This is a genomic window from Ruegeria sp. BHSC026 (genome assembly GCF_059613065.1).
In genome coordinates, this window is the sequence record NZ_JBXWRV010000005.1 from 1 (window position 1) to 17,805 (window position 17,805).

The 17,805-nt window shown below is 62.4% G+C and carries 16 protein-coding genes and 1 pseudogene; 5 read left to right on the forward strand and 12 right to left on the reverse strand.

The window, feature by feature from the left end; genetic code table 11:
• Both AC2FME_RS07835 and AC2FME_RS07840 read left to right on the forward strand, forming a co-directional pair.
• Window positions 1–252: pseudogene (locus AC2FME_RS07835) on the forward strand (TRAP transporter small permease); the annotation flags it as partial.
• A gap of 3 nt (window positions 253–255) precedes the next feature.
• Complete coding sequence (locus AC2FME_RS07840; RefSeq protein WP_496800114.1) at window positions 256–1,659, forward strand: TRAP transporter large permease; 1,404 nt, start codon at window positions 256–258, stop codon at window positions 1,657–1,659.
• A gap of 255 nt (window positions 1,660–1,914) precedes the next feature.
• Here the strand turns inward: AC2FME_RS07840 and ocd are convergent, their stop codons facing one another.
• From ocd to rocF, 3 genes are read right to left on the reverse strand one after another with little or no spacing between them, the layout of a single operon-like run.
• Window positions 1,915–2,955 (reverse strand): ornithine cyclodeaminase, encoded by a 1,041-nt coding sequence (gene ocd / locus AC2FME_RS07845; protein WP_496687124.1) that lies wholly within the window; start codon window positions 2,953–2,955, stop codon window positions 1,915–1,917.
• Window positions 2,956–2,965: 10 nt separating this feature from the next.
• Window positions 2,966–3,886, reverse strand: a complete 921-nt coding sequence (ctlX, locus tag AC2FME_RS07850; RefSeq protein WP_496741898.1) for a citrulline utilization hydrolase CtlX — start codon at window positions 3,884–3,886, stop codon at window positions 2,966–2,968.
• Window positions 3,886–4,806: an arginase gene (rocF, locus tag AC2FME_RS07855; RefSeq protein ID WP_496679725.1), complete on the reverse strand. Its 921-nt coding sequence runs from the start codon at window positions 4,804–4,806 to the stop codon at window positions 3,886–3,888. Before rocF ends, ctlX begins: the two co-directional genes overlap by 1 nt.
• 86 nt (window positions 4,807–4,892) lie before the next feature.
• On the opposite strand from rocF, the gene AC2FME_RS07860 reads away from it, so the two are divergent.
• Both AC2FME_RS07860 and mprF read left to right on the forward strand, forming a co-directional pair.
• The gene (locus AC2FME_RS07860; protein WP_005983707.1) at window positions 4,893–5,321 is read left to right on the forward strand and encodes an Lrp/AsnC family transcriptional regulator; all 429 of its coding nucleotides are present in this window, start codon (window positions 4,893–4,895) and stop codon (window positions 5,319–5,321) included.
• A 94-nt stretch (window positions 5,322–5,415) separates the two neighbouring features.
• Complete coding sequence (gene mprF / locus AC2FME_RS07865) at window positions 5,416–8,025, forward strand: bifunctional lysylphosphatidylglycerol flippase/synthetase MprF (protein ID WP_496800115.1); 2,610 nt, start codon at window positions 5,416–5,418, stop codon at window positions 8,023–8,025.
• A gap of 3 nt (window positions 8,026–8,028) precedes the next feature.
• Here mprF and AC2FME_RS07870 read toward each other — a convergent pair whose 3' ends face one another.
• The 8 genes from AC2FME_RS07870 to AC2FME_RS07905 form a co-directional block, all read right to left on the reverse strand.
• Window positions 8,029–8,346 (reverse strand): TolC family protein, encoded by a 318-nt coding sequence (locus AC2FME_RS07870; RefSeq protein ID WP_496800116.1) that lies wholly within the window; start codon window positions 8,344–8,346, stop codon window positions 8,029–8,031.
• 281 nt (window positions 8,347–8,627) lie between these two features.
• The gene (locus AC2FME_RS07875; protein ID WP_496800117.1) at window positions 8,628–9,086 is read right to left on the reverse strand and encodes a TolC family protein; all 459 of its coding nucleotides are present in this window, start codon (window positions 9,084–9,086) and stop codon (window positions 8,628–8,630) included.
• Window positions 9,046–9,540, reverse strand: coding sequence for a hypothetical protein (locus tag AC2FME_RS07880; RefSeq protein WP_496800118.1), 495 nt, complete (start codon window positions 9,538–9,540; stop codon window positions 9,046–9,048). Before AC2FME_RS07880 ends, AC2FME_RS07875 begins: the two co-directional genes overlap by 41 nt.
• Before the next feature lie 83 nt (window positions 9,541–9,623).
• Entirely contained in the window at window positions 9,624–10,583 is a 960-nt protein-coding gene (locus tag AC2FME_RS07885; RefSeq protein ID WP_496800119.1) for an HlyD family secretion protein, read from the reverse strand.
• A gap of 273 nt (window positions 10,584–10,856) precedes the next feature.
• A complete protein-coding gene (locus AC2FME_RS07890; protein ID WP_496800120.1) occupies window positions 10,857–11,204 on the reverse strand; it encodes a DUF3302 domain-containing protein in 348 nt (115 codons plus the stop codon).
• Window positions 11,179–11,748, reverse strand: coding sequence for a disulfide bond formation protein B (locus AC2FME_RS07895; protein WP_496687127.1), 570 nt, complete (start codon window positions 11,746–11,748; stop codon window positions 11,179–11,181). The genes AC2FME_RS07890 and AC2FME_RS07895 overlap by 26 nt, the downstream gene beginning before the upstream one ends.
• A 9-nt stretch (window positions 11,749–11,757) precedes the next feature.
• Complete coding sequence (locus AC2FME_RS07900) at window positions 11,758–11,913, reverse strand: DUF5993 family protein (protein WP_490362420.1); 156 nt, start codon at window positions 11,911–11,913, stop codon at window positions 11,758–11,760.
• A gap of 99 nt (window positions 11,914–12,012) precedes the next feature.
• Complete coding sequence (locus AC2FME_RS07905; protein WP_496679741.1) at window positions 12,013–12,774, reverse strand: DeoR/GlpR family DNA-binding transcription regulator; 762 nt, start codon at window positions 12,772–12,774, stop codon at window positions 12,013–12,015.
• A 229-nt stretch (window positions 12,775–13,003) separates the two neighbouring features.
• On the opposite strand from AC2FME_RS07905, the gene glpD reads away from it, so the two are divergent.
• On the forward strand, window positions 13,004–14,599 hold the full coding sequence (gene glpD / locus AC2FME_RS07910) for a glycerol-3-phosphate dehydrogenase (protein WP_496800121.1): 1,596 nt from the start codon (window positions 13,004–13,006) through the stop codon (window positions 14,597–14,599).
• A gap of 69 nt (window positions 14,600–14,668) precedes the next feature.
• Here the strand turns inward: glpD and AC2FME_RS07915 are convergent, their stop codons facing one another.
• Window positions 14,669–17,803: an efflux RND transporter permease subunit gene (locus AC2FME_RS07915; RefSeq protein ID WP_496800122.1), complete on the reverse strand. Its 3,135-nt coding sequence runs from the start codon at window positions 17,801–17,803 to the stop codon at window positions 14,669–14,671.
• Between the last annotated feature and the right edge of the window lie 2 nt (window positions 17,804–17,805).

A 17,805-nucleotide genomic window follows, 5' to 3' on the forward strand; every position in this document is an offset into this window, starting at 1 on the left:
GACCGGTCCTTCGATTTCGGCGTCCCGATGTGGAGCCGCGACAGTTCAATCGACATCGGTATCCCGATCTGGCCCGCCAAGCTGTTGGCGCCCGTTGCGTTTTCCGTCCTCTGCCTGCGGCTGTGTCTGCAGATCTGGGGCTATGGGCGCGCCTTCGTGCTGGGCCTTGATGCCCCTGCGGGGGTTCCGATGATTCAAGATGTGGCCGCGCAAGCCGCCGCCGAAGCCGAGCAGTTTGAGAAGCGGGACTGACACATGGACACGATTGACATCGGCCTTTGGGTTACGGGTGGTCTGCTGGTACTGGTGGTCGCTGGTATGCGTGTGGCCTTCGCCGCCGGTTTGGCGGGGCTTGTCGGTCTGGTGTGGGTCTTCTGGGCCAAGTTCGGCTATGATCCGGATCGGTTCGGAAAGGCGCTGACCGTCGCGGTCAAGACTGCCGGACAGGTGCCGCATTCCAAAGTGGCGTCGCACACGCTCAGCTTGATCCCCACCTTCATCCTGATCGGGTATCTGGCCTACTACGCCGGGTTGACGCGCGCCCTGTTCGAGGCCGCCAAGCGCTGGATCGCCTGGGTGCCCGGTGGCCTGGCGGTGTCCACGGTGTTTGCCACCGCGGGTTTCGCAGCGGTTTCGGGGGCTTCGGTGGCCACCTCGGCCGTGTTCGCACGCATCGCCATCCCCGAGATGCTGGAGGTCGGCTACAACAAACGCTTCGCGGCCGGCGTGGTGGCCGCCGGTGGCACGCTGGCCTCGCTGATCCCGCCTTCGGCGATCCTGGTGATCTATGCGATCATCGTCGAGCAGGACGTAGGCAAACTGCTCTTGGCCGGGTTCATTCCCGGCGCTTTTTCCGCCCTGGTTTACGGGTTTCTGATCGTCGGCATTGCGATGGTTTTCAAGTCGGTCGGGCCTCCGGTATCTGGCTTCACTTGGAAACAACGCTTTGCGGCGTTGCCGGGGGCCTTGCCGATCGTTGCGGTGGTCTTGATCATCATCTGCTTCGTCTACAACCCGTTTGGAGAAAATGCGTGGGGAACACCGACCGAGGGCGGAGCCATCGGTGCATTCATCGTGTTCTGCTTCGCTGTTTTCAACGGTATGCGCTGGCAGCAACTGAAATCAGCGCTGCTGGAAACCGCCAAGCTGACGGCGATGATATTCACGATCATCTGGGGCGTTCTGATCTATGTCCGGTTCCTAGGCTTCGCCGATCTGCCCGGCGCGTTCTCCGATTGGATCACGTCCTTGCACATGTCGCCCATGCTGATCCTGATCTGTATCTTGCTAGCTTACGCCGTGCTGGGCATGTTTATGGATGCGATCGGTATGCTCCTGCTGACACTGCCGGTTGTCTACCCGGCCGTCATGGCGCTGAACGGCGGTGAAGCGGTAAGCGCGGCCGACAGCACATTCGGCATGTCCGGACCAATGTGCGCGATCTGGTTCGGCATCTTGGTGGTCAAGATGGCCGAGTTCTGCCTGATCACCCCGCCAATCGGATTGAACTGTTTCGTGGTGGCAGGTGTGCGACCGGATCTGAGCGTGCAGGACGTGTTCAAGGGCGTGGCGCCGTTTTTTGTGGCTGATGCGGTCACGATTGCGCTGCTGGTCGCGTTTCCGGCAATCGTTCTCTACTTGCCCTCTCTCGCGGGCTAGGGGGGCGGCTGACCCAGCCACAACTGCATGTGCGAGGCTCTGCCTCGCGCTCCGGGATATTTTAAGCCAGATAAATTTTGCGGTGTGTCAATCCACACACTGCCGCCTGCTAGCACGGAAGGAAAGGCATGGAACTTTGGCATTCCATCCGAACGCAAGACCTTTCATCTGGCCAGAAATATCCCGGGGGGATCGCCGAAGGCGATGGGGGCAGAGCCCCCAACCAGCCCGCCGGCAAGACAGTGCCAAGGGGCTTCACTTGGCCCGCATCAGCATGCCGTAGAGATCGCGCGGATCGTCAGGGTCGGCCAGCATGTCCAAGGGCTCGAAAAACTCTGTTCCCTCGATCGCGCGTTTGACGTAGCGCAGAGCGGAGAAGTCCTCAATCGCGAAACCGACGCTGTCGAATAGAGTGATCTGACGGTCGTCACGGCGACCTTCGGCCTGACCGGTAATGACCTGCCACATCTCGGTGACCGGGTGGTCAGGGTCCAGCGCTTGAATTTCACCTTCGATCCGGGTCTGCTCGGGGTATTCCACGAATATGTCGGACCGCAGAAGGATATCGCGATGCAATTCGGTCTTGCCGGGGCAGTCGCCGCCGATCGCGTTGATGTGCACGCCCGGGCCGACCATGTTGTCGGTCAGGATGGTGGCGTATTTCTTATCGGCGGTGCAGGTGGTGATGATCTGCGCACCCTCGATCGCCTCTTCGGCCGAGCGGCACGAAACCACGTTCAAGCCGGTCCCTTGCAGGTTGGCCGCGCATTTCGCGGTGGCGGCGGGATCGATGTCATAAAGGCGAACGGTATCAATTCCACACATGGCCTTGAAGGCTAGGCACTGGAACTCGGACTGTGCGCCATTGCCGATCATCGCCATGGTGGTGGCGTTCTTGGGGGCCAGGTATTTGCCAACCAGCGCCGAGGTTGCCGCGGTGCGCAGCGCCGTCAGCATGGTCATCTCGGTCAACAGGGTCGGATACCCGGTGTACACGTCCGCAAGCAGGCCGAACGCGGTGACGGTCTGCAGGCCTTCGGATGTGTTCTTGGGGTGGCCGTTCACATATTTGAACCCATAGGCCTCGCCATCCGAAGTTGGCATCAGTTCGATCACGCCATGCGGGGAATGGGCCGGGATGCGCGGGGTCTTGTCAAAGCTCTCCCAGCGTTTGAAGTCATCCTCGATCTGGGCGGCGATCTCGGTGATCATTCTTTCGACACCGATGTGGTGGATCAGCCGCATCATGTTGTCGACGGATACGAAGGGAACAAGCGCCTTGTCGGAAGGTTGCATGGGGTCTCTCCTAGCGGCGTGACAGGTGGATGCCTGCGATCATGCAGCGCACCGACCCGCCGGCGGTTTCGATGGTGGGAACGGACAGCGGCAGCAGCGTCGCGCTGTCCTGGATGATGTCAATCTGATCGGGACGCAGCGCGGCCAAAGCCCGGCTCGACAGCGCCAGAATCAGCCCGTCACGGCCCGTCAGTTCAATGGCGTTTCCGGCGAATTCAGCGATCTGGTCGTGAGTCAGGTCGATCACCCTGCGGCCGGATTCCTCCAGCCGCGCCCGAACGGTCGCGCGCCGCTCGGGGTCGGTGATCATGTCCAGACAGATCAGGGCGTAATGCGTGCCGATCCCCATCAGCACATTGGTGTGATAGACATCGCGGCCTTGCGCGTCACGGGCCTCGAAGGCGATGGGCTCATAGTTGAAATGGGTGCAGAACCGTTCCAACAGCACCGGGTCGGCGCGGTTGGATTTGACAGTATAGGCAATGCGCCCGACGTGATCGAACACCATCGCACCGGTGCCCTCCAGTGCGAGGTTGTCCTGCTCGAGCCCTGAATAGTCGATCACGTCCTGAACGCGATAGTCGCGTTTCAGCATCTCGATCACATCCATCCGACGTTCGCGCCGACGCGAGGGGACGAACATCGGATAGATCGCCACGTGCCCGCCCGGATGGGTCGAAAACCAGTTGTTCGGAAACACGCTGTCGGGAGTGTCGTTGTCACCGAAATCGTCGAACACATGTACGGTCACGCCGGCGTGGCGCAACTGCTCGACCGCGCGGTCATGCTCGTCGCGGGCGGCGGCCGAGGTCGCCTCGGTCGAGTGGTTGGCCAGCGTCTGGAACGCGTTGTCATCTCGCGTTTCGGGATTCGAGGCAAAGGCGTGTGGCCGGATCATGACCACGGCCGAAGGGGCCTGAAGGGAGTGCATCAGAAGCTCCGGGTAATGCGGTCGAAGATGCGGCGTCCAAGCAGCGAGGCGGCCAGGTCGACCATCAGTTTCGCGGTGCGGCCGCGTTCATCCAGGAAAGGATTCAGTTCGACCAGGTCCAGCGAGCAGACCAGCCCGCTTTCGTGCAGCAATTCCATGACCAGATGCGCCTCGCGTTCGGTGGCGCCGCCGGGAACGGTGGTGCCGACGGCCGGGGCGATTGCGGGATCAAGGAAGTCCACGTCCAGCGAGACATGCAGAATACCGTTCGCGGCGCGGACGCGGTCCAGAAAGGCCATCAGCGGGGCCTTGATGCCGTGTTCGTCGATGCTGCGCATGTCGGCCAGCATGGCGCGGTCTTTCTCCAGCGCGGCGCGTTCGGCGGGATCGACCGAGCGCAGGCCGATCATGCCGACGCGGTCGGTCGGCACGGGGGCCGCCAGCGCAGGGAAGGCGTCGAACCCGGGCTGGCCGGTGAAATAGGCGACCGGCGTGCCATGCAGGTTGCCGCTGCCGGTGCTGTTGGGCGTGTGGAAATCGCTGTGCGCGTCCAGCCAAAGAACGAACAGCGGGCGCCCGATCTGCTGCGCATGGGCGGCCATGCCCGAGACGGTGCCCATCGACAGGGCGTGGTCCCCGCCCATGAAGATCGGCACGCCTGTCACTGCTGCGTCCCTGGCTGCGCGGGCCAATGCGCGGGTCCAGCCGACGCATTCGGGCAGGGCAAACAGGTGGTCATGTTCGGGCAGATCAACCGGGTCGGGCTGAACATTGCCCATGTCGGTGACGCTGTGTCCAAGATCCACAAGGGCCTTGGCCAGCCCGGCAACGCGATAGGCGTCGGGGCCCATGCGGCAGCCCTGTCGCCGCTTGCCGGCATCCATCGGCGCACCGACCAGAATGAGGTGTTTTCTATCCATGTGCTCATTTATCGGCGCAGCATGGGTTGCGGGAAGAGAGCAAATTGCTCAAAAAGGAACAAGTATTTTCAATCTGGTAAGAAAAGATGGACGATCTGGACAGTCGGCTGCTGAGCGCCCTTCACCGAGACGCGCGGGCGTCTTTGTCCGAGTTGGCCGAGCTGCTGGGCGTCACCCGGACGACCGTGCGCAGCCGGCTGCAGCGGCTCAAGCAATCGGGCGAGATCGTGGGTTTCACCGTCCTGACCCGTCGGGACGTGGCGCAGAGCCCGGTGCGCGGGCTGATGATGCTGGAAATCGAAGGGCGCGGGACCGAGCGGATCATGGCCCGGATCGCGGCGATGCGGCAGGTGCGGGCGGTGCATTCCACCAATGGCAGCTGGGATCTGATCGCTGAGATCGGCACTGAGACGCTGGCCGAACTGGACGAGGTTTTGTTCCAGATCCGCCGCATCGAAGGCGTCACCCGGTCCGAGACCAACCTTCTGCTGTCCACCCGCAAGGGGCGGTATTAATCGGGCGCTTTGAGCCGGGCCAAACCTGTGCCAAGCTTCGCGGGCGGCTGCTGCCACTGAGGGGGCGGCGACCGGAACGTTTGGGAGGCGCAGGATGAGTACGACCGAAACAGGCAAGCCGCCCAATCCCGAACCGTGGGTTGCACGAGTGACCGCCATACTGGAAAAACCCGTGGTGCGGGTGGCGGTACCCGTACTGGTGACCCTGATCGCGCTGACCGTTCTGCATGATCTGGCCGGACATGTCCGCTGGTCGGATGTCAAGGCGGACATGGCGCAGACGCCATGGCGGGTGGTTGCACTGGCCGTGTTCTGGACGGCGTTCAGCTTCGTGTCCTTGTCGCTGTATGACGTCTTTGCGGTTCAGAGCGTTGCTAAGGGCAAGGTTCCGCTGCGCGTTGCCGGCCTGGCTGGGGCCTGTGGCTATGCCGTGTCGAACTGCCTCGGCTTTTCCTATATCACCGGCACGGCGATCCGCTATCGGATCTATGCTTCGCTGGGCCTTGACCTGGGGCGGGTTGCAGGGGTGATCGCGACCTCGTGGGTGGCGTTCTGGATGGGGCTGGTCCTGATCCTGGGGGGGCTGCTGACCTTTCACCCGGACGGGATTGCACAGGTGCTGCCCATCAGCGCGCCGGTCGAAACCGCGATTGGCCTGGGGTTGCTGGCGGGCTTTGCCGCGCTGTTCCTGTGGCTGTCACGCGGCGCCCGGCGCCTGTCGGTCGCGGGGCTGGGTTTCAACCTACCGGGCGGCAGACTGGCGGGGCTTCTGACCCTCGCGGCGGTCGGAGACCTGCTGGGCGCCTCGATGGTTCTGTACGTCCTGATGCCGGATGATCTGGGGGTCGGCTATCCTCTGTTCTTCACGATCTTCATCTGCGCCATCGCCGTCGGGATTCTCAGCCATGCCCCCGGTGGGCTTGGCGTGTTCGAGGCGACGTTGATCGCCGGGCTGGGGGCTTCGGGCCGGTCAGACGTGATCGCCGCCTTGCTGCTGTACCGGGTGATCTACACCTTTTTGCCCTTTGCGATTGCCAGCTTGTCGATTGCCACAGCAACCGCCGTTGCGCATCGCCGCCGGCTGGGGGGCGCGGCGACCTGGTTCTATCGCGCCATCCGTCCCATCGTTCCGATGGCGGCTGCGGGCATCGCCGCCATGGCCGGCGCAGTGCTTCTGATTTCGGGCAGCTTGCCGGCCAGCTCGACGAAGCTGGGGATACTGCGCGATTTTCTACCCCTGTCCTTTGTCGAGGCATCGCATCTGGCCGGTAGCGCCATTGGCGTTTTGCTGCTGCTTGTGGCACGGGGACTGTACCGCAAACTGTACCGGGCATGGATCGTGGCCATGATCCTGATGCTGGCCGGTTTCTTCGCGTCTCTGGCCAAGGGTCTGGATACGCACGAGGCCATCGGAATGCTGGTGGCCATCGGTTTGCTGGCCCTGTTTCGCGGGGCGTTCTACCGGGTCAGCGGCGCATCCATCTTTCGACTGAACATTCCCTGGCTGGTCAGTCTGATCGCGTTGCTGGCGGTGATCTTCTGGATCGGGTTGTTTGCCTATTCCCACGTTGAATACGAAAACGCGTTGTGGTGGGAGTTTGCCTGGGACGGCGATGCCTCGCGGTTCCTGCGCTCGAGCATGGTGGCGGCGGTGATCGTCGGGGTGGTGGCCGTGAACTCGCTATTCGGACGCACCATCCCCGCGCGTCAGAGAACCGAGATCCCCCCGACCGTCGAACGTTTGGCGCTGGCCAGCGAAGACACCGAGGCGCAGATCAGCCTGACCGGCGACAAGCAGTTTCTGATTGCGCCGGATGAAAGCGCCTTTCTGGCCTATGCCGACACCGGCAACGCGCTGATCAGCAAGGGCGAGCCGGTCGGCGATGAGGCCGCCGGCCAGCAGCTAATCTGGCAGTTGCGCGAGATGGGCGATGCCGAAGGCAAGCTCTGCGCTTTTTACAGCGTGTCCACCAAGTATCTGCCTACTTTTCTGGACCTTGGGCTGTCGATCCTCAAGATCGGTGAAGTCGCCCGCGTTCCGCTGAAGGACTTCACGCTGGACGGAAAATCACGCAAGCGGTTCCGTCAGGCCCGGAACCGGGCCGAGCGTGAAGGATATGTCTTCGAGATCATTCCCAAAGAACAGCTTGCACCGGTCCTGCCCGAGCTGCGCCAGATCTCGGATCACTGGCTGGAAGGCAAGGCGGGCGCGGAAAAGGGTTTTGCCCTGGGCGGGTTCGACGAGCAGTATTTGTCCTATTTCGATCATGCGGTTCTGAAGAACGGCGAGACTGGCAAGATCGTGGCTTTTGCCAACCTGTTTCAGGGTGGCAACAAGTCGGAATTGTCGCTTGATCTGATGCGGTACGAGCCCGACTGCCCCAGCTTTGTCATGGATGCTCTGTTCGCCGAGATGATGAACTGGGGCGCCGGCCAAGGATTCCATTGGTTCTCATTGGGGGCCGCGCCGTTTTCCGGGATCGAGAACCGGCAACTCGCCTCGCTCTGGAACCGGATCGGCGGCTTCGTCTACGAGCACGGCGAGCAGTTCTATCACTTCGAGGGGCTGCGCGCCTTCAAGCAAAAGTTCGACCCGGAGTGGAGCCCCAACTATCTGGCCAGCCCGGGCGGTCTGGCCGCGCCGCGCATCCTGTACGAGGTGAATATCCTGATCTCGGGCGGCCTGACGGGCCTGACGAAATAGCGCCTAGTTCGGACTTGCCCGTGTCGGGTCCTGCTGCAGCAGGTCACCCCAATCGGTGCGATAGGCCATCTCGGCCAGTACGGTTTCGGGCAGGAATTCCTGGTTCTGACGGATCTGCCTGCCCCCGCCCAGACCTTTGTAGACCGCGAGCAAGTTCGTTGAAACCTGCTGGCGCGACTCGATCAGATTGGCTTGCGAGCGCAGAAGCGCGGTCTGCGTGTTCAGCACGCGGGAATAATCGGCGATACCGTCACGATATTGGCTGACGGCGATGTCGGCGGCCTTGCGTGCTGCGTCGACGCTGCGTTGGTAGAACGTCACCTTCTTGCGTGCCTCGGCCTAGGCGACCATGGCGCTTTCGACCTCGGAATAGGCGGTCAGGACGGTGTTCTGATAGTTGGCGATCAGCGCCTCATAAGCGGCGTCCTGTGCGCGCACGTTTTCTTGATCCGCCCATAGTTCAACACGTTCCAGACCACGCCGGCGCTGGCCAGACCCGTGATGTTGTTCGAACTGAACTTGTCGCGCCCGCCCGATGCCCGCAGGCCGATCGACCCCGACAGGATGAATTGCGGCTACAGGTCCGCCATGGCTATGCCCACCTACGCCGATTGCGTGGCCGCGGCCAGTTCAGCGGCGCGTACGTCGGGGCGGCGGCGCAGCAGTTCGGCCGGAACACCGACGGCCACGTTCGATCTTGCCGACGGAATTCGTCCGGACGTTCCCAGCAGACCGGTCATGCGCGATGGTGTCGTGCCCAGCAGAACCGCCAGCGCGTTCTTGGCCTGCTGCAAATCGCTTCCCAGCGTCGGCACCAGCGCCTTGGTGTTGTTCAGCAGGGCAGTGGACTCCTGCACATCCAATTCCGTCGTCACACCATTGTTGAACCGCAACTGGGTCAGATCGTTGGCTTCCTGTTGCAGCTTGATGTTCTGGCGCGCGACGGCCAGAGACTCCTGCAGCGCGCGGATGTTGATGTACAGCGCGGTCACATCGCCCGTCAGCGTCACCAGTGCGTCGTCATAATTGGCGACCTGCAGCGCCAAGTTCGACCGCGCCACCTGCACCCCACGCCGCTGCGCCCCCCCGGACATCCAGTTCCCACTGGGCGTCAAATCCCACCTTCGACGTCGAGAACTCGGTATCCAGTGGAATGATCCGGTTGATATCGGCAATGGGACCGAGGTTGTCGCTGATCCGGCGCCGCTCCAACGCGCCGCCCACGGCCTGAGACTGCGGATAGAGCTCCCCGAAGGCGATTCCCAGCTGCGCGCGGGCCTGCAGCACGCGCGCGCCTGCGACTTGAAGGGTCAGGTTCTGGGCATAGGCCTCGGCCACCAGCTTGTTCAGGGTCGGAACATTGAAGCTCTGCCACCATTTGACCACGGGCGCGCTGCGCGATGTCAGACCGCTGGCCTGGCTGGCGCTGGGGCTGTTGGCCTCCATCCACTGTTTCACGACCGGCGAGTTGGGGCGCACGAAATCCGGCGCGACCGGGGTGCATGCAACCAGCAACGCGGCGCTAAGCGCGGTGCCAACTCACATGCGGCGGCGGTTTCGTGGCTTGCGCGGATGGTCCGGGTTCATGTCTGTCAGGCTCAGATATCCAACGGTCGGATGAAGTTGGCGAAGAAATAGAGGCGGATGTTGATGCGGCGCAAAAACTCGAAGCTTGTGACTTGTCCCGTGTAGATGGCCACGGCCGCTTGCCCGCCAGCGGGGAAGGTATGCCCTTCAGGGACCTCGATCGTAATTTGCACCGCGATGCGCCCGGGAATTTTGGGCAGCTCGAACCCCGGCAGGCGGCCGGAGGGCAGGTATTGCCCTTGCCGGGTGGCCCACCAGATGGCCTCGACCTTGCCGGTCAGAATTTCACCCGGATAGAGGTCTAGCGCGACTTCGACAGGCTGACCGGGTTTGACGAATTTCAGGTTCTGCTGACGAAAGGTGGTGAGTATATAGGGCGAATCCTCGGTCACGAAGCTGGCGATGGCCCCAAGGCGGATATCGCCGACCACAAGGCCGGGACGGACCTGTTGCGAGACGATCATGCCGTTTTCGGGGGCGTAGATCGTCGTATTGTCCAGGAAATACTGTGCTTCGGCCAACTGCGCCTTGGCCTGAAGGATACCGGTGTTCACTCCGTCGATCTGTGATTCCTGCGCAAGTTGCGCCTTTCTAAGACTGGCCTCGGCCTGTTTGACCGCAGCCTGATCTTCGGTTACCTGCTCGGTCCAGCGGTCCAGTTCGTCCTGACGTGCGCCCCCGGCAGGCACCAGGTTTTCATAGCGCGCCTTCTGCGTCATCGCATAGGCCAGCTGGGTATTGGCACGCTCCACCGCCTCGGTCGAGGCGAATACGTCCTGTTCAAGGATTTTGGCGTTTTGCTCGGCAGCCACCAGTTGGGCCTGCGCGTGCTCGACCGCCAGCTTGAATACCGTGTTATCGAAGCGGTACAGCGGATCGCCCTTGGTGATGGGCGTGTTGGGTTTGATCAGAACTTCGGTCAGGATGGTCGGCTGGGTCAGTTTCGGGACGATCTGGATGGTGGACCGCACAACGTGCCTGTTGATCGAGAAGGGCTGAATAAACCGCAGCGCGACAAGGAAGATCAGCAGCAGATGGGCGCTGACCTAAAACGAGACGATTCCCCATACGATGTTGAACATGAGCCACTGCGCTTTGAAGAAAATGAACCAGACAAGAATGATTTAGAAAAGCGTGATGCCGAGGGCGACGAACATGGTGTTTTGGGTCCTTTGGCTTCAGCCTTCCTTCGGCGCCACGGGCGCTTGGTACTCGTCCTTGGCCTGTCCGCCAAGGCGTTCGATTTACTTGCGGATCGCGTCTCGCTCGCCCTCGGGCAGGCGGCGGATGTCGACCGTCATCCCGTCGTGGTAGGCCCAGATGAAGGCATGGACCCAGGGGATCACGGCAAGGAAACCCATCCATCCTATCAGATTGACGGCTTCGGCATGGGGGTGGTTCCGCTTGATCGCGATCCGGCCGGGCAGGCCCATGATGAACAGAAACAGCGCCATCACCGCCGCCAGCAGTAGGATCAGCGCGACGAATGTCAGATAGTCGTAGAAGCCCAGCGGCTGTCCCAGCAGTCCCATCTTCGCGCCTTCTTCGGGGCCGGTGGCCCCGTCGTCAGTTTCCCGGGTCCAAGTCGTCAATCAGTTTGTAGCTGGTCGGCGGGTCGGCGCAGATGCCCGGACCGCATTCCAGCAGCGTCGAACCAGCGTTCAGCACCGCAAGACCCAGCATGATAAAGAACGCGACCTTCGCCAGCTTGTTGCCGCCAAAGCGTGGCAGGGAGCGGCGGTCCTCGACATATTGCCGGTCGAACATCAGCATGATCGCAGTGCCCAGCAGGATCAGGAAAAAGCAGATCGCGGCCCAGGTGTAGTAGTGCAGGCCCAGAACCGGAGACCCATAGTGCCCGGTACCCGGCACGATATGCAGCAGGATCTGCCGGACCGAGACGCTGCCGCCATAGAGTGCCGCGATCAGCATTATCGCATAGTGCTGCGGTCGCGGCCCATACAGCAGGTTCAGCCCCAGCCCGACGCCCACCGCCACGAAACCCACCCGTTGCAGCAGGCACAGCGGACAGGGCAGTTCGTAAAGCGCCAACTGATAGACATAGGCCAGCACCAGCACCAGGCTGACGGCCAGCATGCCGATGGCATTCAACGTACGGGACAGGTCCGGTGTCATCGGCGCCTCCTACAGCTGAATGGTCAGTTGGCTGGTGGCGTGGTATTTCAGCCAATAGACGCTCAACGCCAGCGTGAAGAAGAACACGGCGGTGCCGATCCGGGGTCTTCCAAAGTAATTCAAGGCCATCACGGCCGCCAAAAGCGCAAACAATAGTGCGATCATGGCCCGGTCCTCCCTTCCCGTGCGATGATGCAGTTCACGCGATAGTGGCAGGCGGTCGGCCATCTGGCAAGCTTTGCCGGCGATGGCCTTGCGCGGCCGTCAGCGGCAGATCACCAGACGGGTCTGCCATTCCTTGCAGCGGTCTGGCAGCGGCGCCGGAGGGGTGGCGTCGGTGTAGAAGGCGTCGATTTCGGCCAGCGAGGCGATGCGGGCAGGCGCCGAGCGTTGGAACTTTGACCCATCCGCCACCAGCCACACCCGCCGGGCCTGGGCGATGATCGTTTGGCTGACACTGACCTCTTGAAAATCGAAATCCAGCAGGTCGCCTTCGGCATCCACGGCAGAACAGCCGATGATCGCGTGATCGAACTTGAACTGGCGGATCGTGTTCACGGTGAGATTCCCAATCAAACCGCCATCGGCGCGGCGCAGAATGCCGCCGGCCACGACGATCTGGCAGTCGGGGTTCTCGACCAGGATGTTGGCGACGTTCATGTTGTTGGTGACCACCATCAGGTTCCTGTGGCCCAGCAACTGGCGCGCGACGGCCTCGGTCGACGTTCCGATATTTAGAAACACCGAGGCGCCATCGGGGATGTCGGCCGCGCAGCGCCGGGCAATGCGGGCCTTGGCCTCTTCGTTCAGGTCGCGCCGGTCCTCATAGCCGATATTGGTCACGCCCGACCTCAGCACCGCGCCACCATGCACGCGGTCCAGCTTGCCGGCCTCGGCCAGTTCGGTCAGATCGCGGCGGATGGTCTGAACCGTGACGCCGAAGCGCTCGGCCAGGTGATCAACCGAAACGCGCCCGTTCCGTTTGGCCAGTTCAAGGATGTCGGTTTGGCGAAAGGACAGCGACATGGGGGGCTCCGATCCGAGGCTGTGTTCGTTTTTGGTCGTTTTTGTGTGATTTCGCAAGCCTGTATCGGTGCGCGCCCCATTCGATAGTGCCAAAACTCTGGGGAAAATCCTGTATTCCAAGTTCCTCGACGGGGGGGTGTAAGGAAGAAAAGCGAACACAAACCTTGACCAAACGAACCACGATGACGTTAATGCGCGCATCTCCCGGGCAATATGGAATCACGCTCAGATGGCACAGGACGACACCCCGATCACCGATCTTTTCATCATTGGCGGCGGCATCAACGGATGCGGTATTGCCCGCGACGCAGCAGGCCGCGGCCTGTCGGTGGCGCTGGCCGAAATGAACGACCTGGCCTCGGCCACGTCTTCGGCCTCGACCAAGCTGTTCCACGGGGGGTTGCGATATCTGGAATATTTCGAGTTCCGCCTGGTGCGCGAAGCGTTGATCGAGCGTGAAACCCTGCTGCGCGCCATGCCGCATATCAGTTGGCCGATGCGGTTCGTGCTGCCCTATCACCCCGACATGCGGTTCGACTCGGAAACTCCGACGTCGCGCCTATTGGGGACCGTCATGCCATGGATGAAGGGGCGCCGACCTGCTTGGCTGATCCGTCTGGGTCTGTTCATGTATGACCACTTGGGCGGGCGCAAGATCCTGCCTGGCACGACCTCTTTGAACCTGCGCACCGCGCCCGAGGGGGCGCCGCTGCAGGACCGGTTCGAAACCGCCTATGAATACTCGGACTGCTGGGTCGAGGATTCCCGTCTGGTGGTTCTGAACGCCCGCGACGCCGAGGCGCGCGGGGCGCGGATCATGGTGCGCACCAAGGTCTTGTCGGCCGAGCGGGCCGAGGGCGTCTGGCGGATCACCGTGCAGGATTGCGACAGCGGCGAGACCCGCGAGATGCGCGCCCGGATGCTGATCAACGCGGGCGGGCCTTGGGTGGGCGACATCATCCGCACCAAGATCCGCTCGAATTCGCGCGAAGGGGTCCGGCTGGTGCGGGGCAGCCATATCGTGGTGCCGCGCCTGTATGACCATGACAAATGCTATTTCTTCCAGGGCGAGGACGGCCGCATCATCTTCGCCATCCCCTACGAGCAGGATTTCACCCTGATCGGGACCACCGACCAGGACCACCCCGATCCGTCCGAACCGCCCGTCTGCACCGAGGCCGAGCAGGACTATCTGTGCGCCTTCGCGTCAAAATACTTCAAACAGCCCGTAACGCGGGAGCAGATCGTCTGGACCTATTCGGGTGTGCGGCCCCTGTATGACGACGGTGCGCAAAGCGCCACGGCGGCGACGCGGGACTATACGCTGAAGGTGGATGCCGAGGGTGGTGCGCCGGTTCTGAACATTTTCGGGGGAAAGATCACCACCTATCGCCGGCTGGCCGAAAGCGCGATGGACAAGGTTGCCGAGCATTTCCCGGACCTGCCCGGCCCCTGGACCGCGGGCGTTGCCCTGCCGGGCGGTGATTTCCCTGTTGAAGGGGTGCAAGGACTGATCGACGGATTGATGGCCGATTACGCCTTTCTGACCCAAGGCTGGGCGCGTCGGTTGGTGCGCGCCTATGGTACTGAGGCCCGGCTGATCCTGGGCGATGCAATATCCGCCGCGGATCTGGGCGAAGATTTTGGGGCGACGCTGACCGAACGCGAAGTGGTCTGGCTGATGGACAAGGAATACGCCCGCACCGCGCAGGACGTGATCTGGCGGCGCAACAAGCTGGGCCTGCGGCTAAGCGCCGATCAGGTCGCGCGGCTGGACGCGTGGATGCAGGTGCGCCGTCAGGCGGAACCCGCGCTGGCGGGCTGATGAAATTGTGGTCGCCGAAAAAACGCCCCGCATCAGCGGGGCGGTTTCTGTTCCTAGTCCGCCGGGAACTCAGGCCGTTTCCTCGGATGGCCCCGAACCCTTGCTGCCCTTGATCCATTCCCGCAGCCCCTGCATGACAGCATAGAGAACCGGAACCACGATCACGCCGACCAGCGTTGCCGCCAACATGCCGCCGAACACGGCCACGCCGATGGCCTTCTGGCTGGCCGCACCGGCCCCGCTGGCCGCCAGCAGCGGCACGACGCCCAGTAGGAAGGACAGCGCCGTCATCATCACGGCCCGGAACCGCTGATGCGCGGCCTCGGCGGCGGCCTCTTTGATGGACAAGCCCTTGGCGCGCTGCTCCATCGCGAATTCCACGATCAGAATGCCGTTTTTCGATGCAAGCCCCACCAGCATGATCATCCCGATCTGCGTATAGAGGTTGATGTCGCTGCCCACGATCGCCACCGCCGCGACCGCGCCGAACAGGGCGACGATCACCGACAGCAGGATCGAAACCGGCATGGTCCAGCTTTCGTATTGCCCCACCAGGAACAGATAGCCGAACAGGATGGCCAGCCCCAGGATCACCACGACCAGCCCGCCTGAGGCCAGCTGCTGCTGGGCCGTACCGGTCCATTCGAACGCATAACCGGGGGGTAGGGCGGTGGCTGATTCCTCGGTCATCACGGCGATGGCGTCACCGGTCGACAGCCCTTCGGCCGGCACCGCCGTTACAGTGGCCGAGCGGAACAGGTTGTGCCGCTTCAGCAATACTGGCCCCAGCACGTTTTCCACGTCGATCAGCGTGCCCAACGGAACCATCTTGCCCTCGTTCGAACGCACATACAGGTTGGAGATGTCCTCGACATTGTCGCGATACGACCCCTCGGCCTGGATCATCACGCGATAGACGCGGCCGAACAGGTTGAAGTCGTTGACATAATACGACCCCAACTGCGCCTGCATGGTCTGGAAGATCTCGGCGACCGAGACCTGCAGCGTCTTGGCCTTCTCGCGGTCCAAATCCACGAACAACTGAGGCACGTTGGCCCGGAAGGTCGTGTAGGCTTGGCCGATTTCCGGCCTCTGGTTGGCGGCATAGACAAAGGACCCGACCGCCGACGCGAGATCCTGAGGCGAGCCGCCTCCGGTTTGCTGCACCTCCATTTCCACGCCGGCCGACATGCCCAAACCCTGGATCGGTGGCGGGTTAAAGGCCACGATCGAGGCGGCGGATTCACCATTGGCGATGGCCAGCACCTTCTGCAGGATGGCGTCGGCGCTCAGGTCTTCATCCTGGCGGTCGTCCCAGTTGTCGAGGTTCGCGAAAATCGCTGCGCCATTGGTGATGGTGCCGTTGAGCATCGAAAAACCGTTGATCAGCACGGTATTGGCCACGCCGGGGATCTGGCGGATCTGGTCGTCGACGCGCTTGGTCACGGCCTCGGTCCGTTCCAGGGTGGCCGCGTCGGGCAGTTGGATGTCGACGAACAGGTAACCGTTGTCTTCGAGCGGGAGGAAGCCGCTGGAGGTGTTCGACATGATCGTGACCCCGCCAAAGCCGAACCCGGCCACGATTGCCAAGGACACTGCCGGGACGATCAGCAGCTTGCGCACGATGGCCACATAGCCCGCGCGCATCGAGCCGATAAACCCCTCGAACGCGGCCAGCAGCCCCTTGGGCGGGCCGGACCGCGCCCGCAAGACCATTCCGCACAAGGCCGGAGACAGCGTCAGCGCGTTGATCGACGAGATCACGACCGCGGTGGAAATGGTGACCGCGAACTGGGAATACAGCCGCCCCGAGATCCCGGGCATGAAGGTCACGGGCACGAACACCGCCAACAGGACAAGCGTGGTCGCGATGACAGGGCCGGTGATCTGGCCCATCGCCTTGCGCGTCGCTTCGGCGGGCGGCAGGCCTTCTTCGGCGATGATGCGTTCCACGTTCTCGACCACCACGATGGCGTCATCGACCACGATGCCGATGGCCAGCACCAGCGCGAACAGAGAGATCGTGTTCAGCGACATGCCGAACAGCAGCAGGAACGCGAAGGTTCCGATCAGCGAAACCGGAATGGCCACTGCCGGAATGATCGTGGCCCGCCAACTGCCCAAAAACACGAACACGACCGAGATCACCAGGATGAAGGTCAGGATCAGGGTCGAAACCACATCGTTCAAGGATTGTTCGACGAAATCGGTGGTATTGAACGGAATCGCGTATTCCACATCCGTCGGGAAGGCGCGCGACAGGCGCTCCAGTTCCGCCTCGACCCTCTCGGAGACGGCCAGCGCGTTGGCGCCGGGTGCCTGATAGATGCCGATCACGGTGGCAGGCACGGCCTGGAAATACCCCGATGCCGCATAGTACTGGGCGCCCAGTTCGACCCGCGCGATGTCACGGACCCGCACGATGGACCCGGCGTCGCCGGTGCGGATAACGATATCGCCGAATTCATTGGCCGACGTCAGGCGGCCTTTGGTCTTGATCGTGTATTGAAAGGTCTGGCCCTCGGGCACTGGCGGGGCACCGATCGAGCCAGCCGACACCTCGATATTCTGTTCGCGAATGGCCGAAATCACGTCACCTGGCGTGATCGACAGGGCAGCCATCTTGTCAGGGTCCATCCAGATCCGCATCGCGTATTCCAGATTGGTCAGAACCTCGGCCTTGCCCACGCCCTGCACCCGCGCCAACGCATCCTTGAGGTTGATCGAAGCGTAGTTCGACAGAAACACGCTGTCATAGGTGCCTCTGGGCGAGGTCAGCGTCACCAGCAGCAGCATGTTGGTCGACGCTTTCTGGGTCACGACCCCGGAGGCGGTAACCTCGGCGGGCAGCGACGACATGGCCTGCGCCACCCGGTTCTGAACGTTGACCGAGGCGATATCCGGGTCGGTGCCGACCTCGAAGGTGATGTTCAGCGAATAGGATCCGTTGTCCGACGAGGTGGAGGTCATGTAGATCATGTCGTCCACGCCGTTGACCTGCGCCTCGATCGGGGCGGCCACTGTGTTTTCCACGGTTTCGGCATTTGCGCCCGTATAATTGGTCGAAACGCTGACCACCGGGGGCGTGATGTCGGGAAACTGCGCCACCGGCAAAACCATGTAACCGATCATGCCCATGATCGTCAGGATCAGTGAAATGACGAAGGCCAGCTTGGGCCGGCTGATGAACAGGGCGGAAAACATCG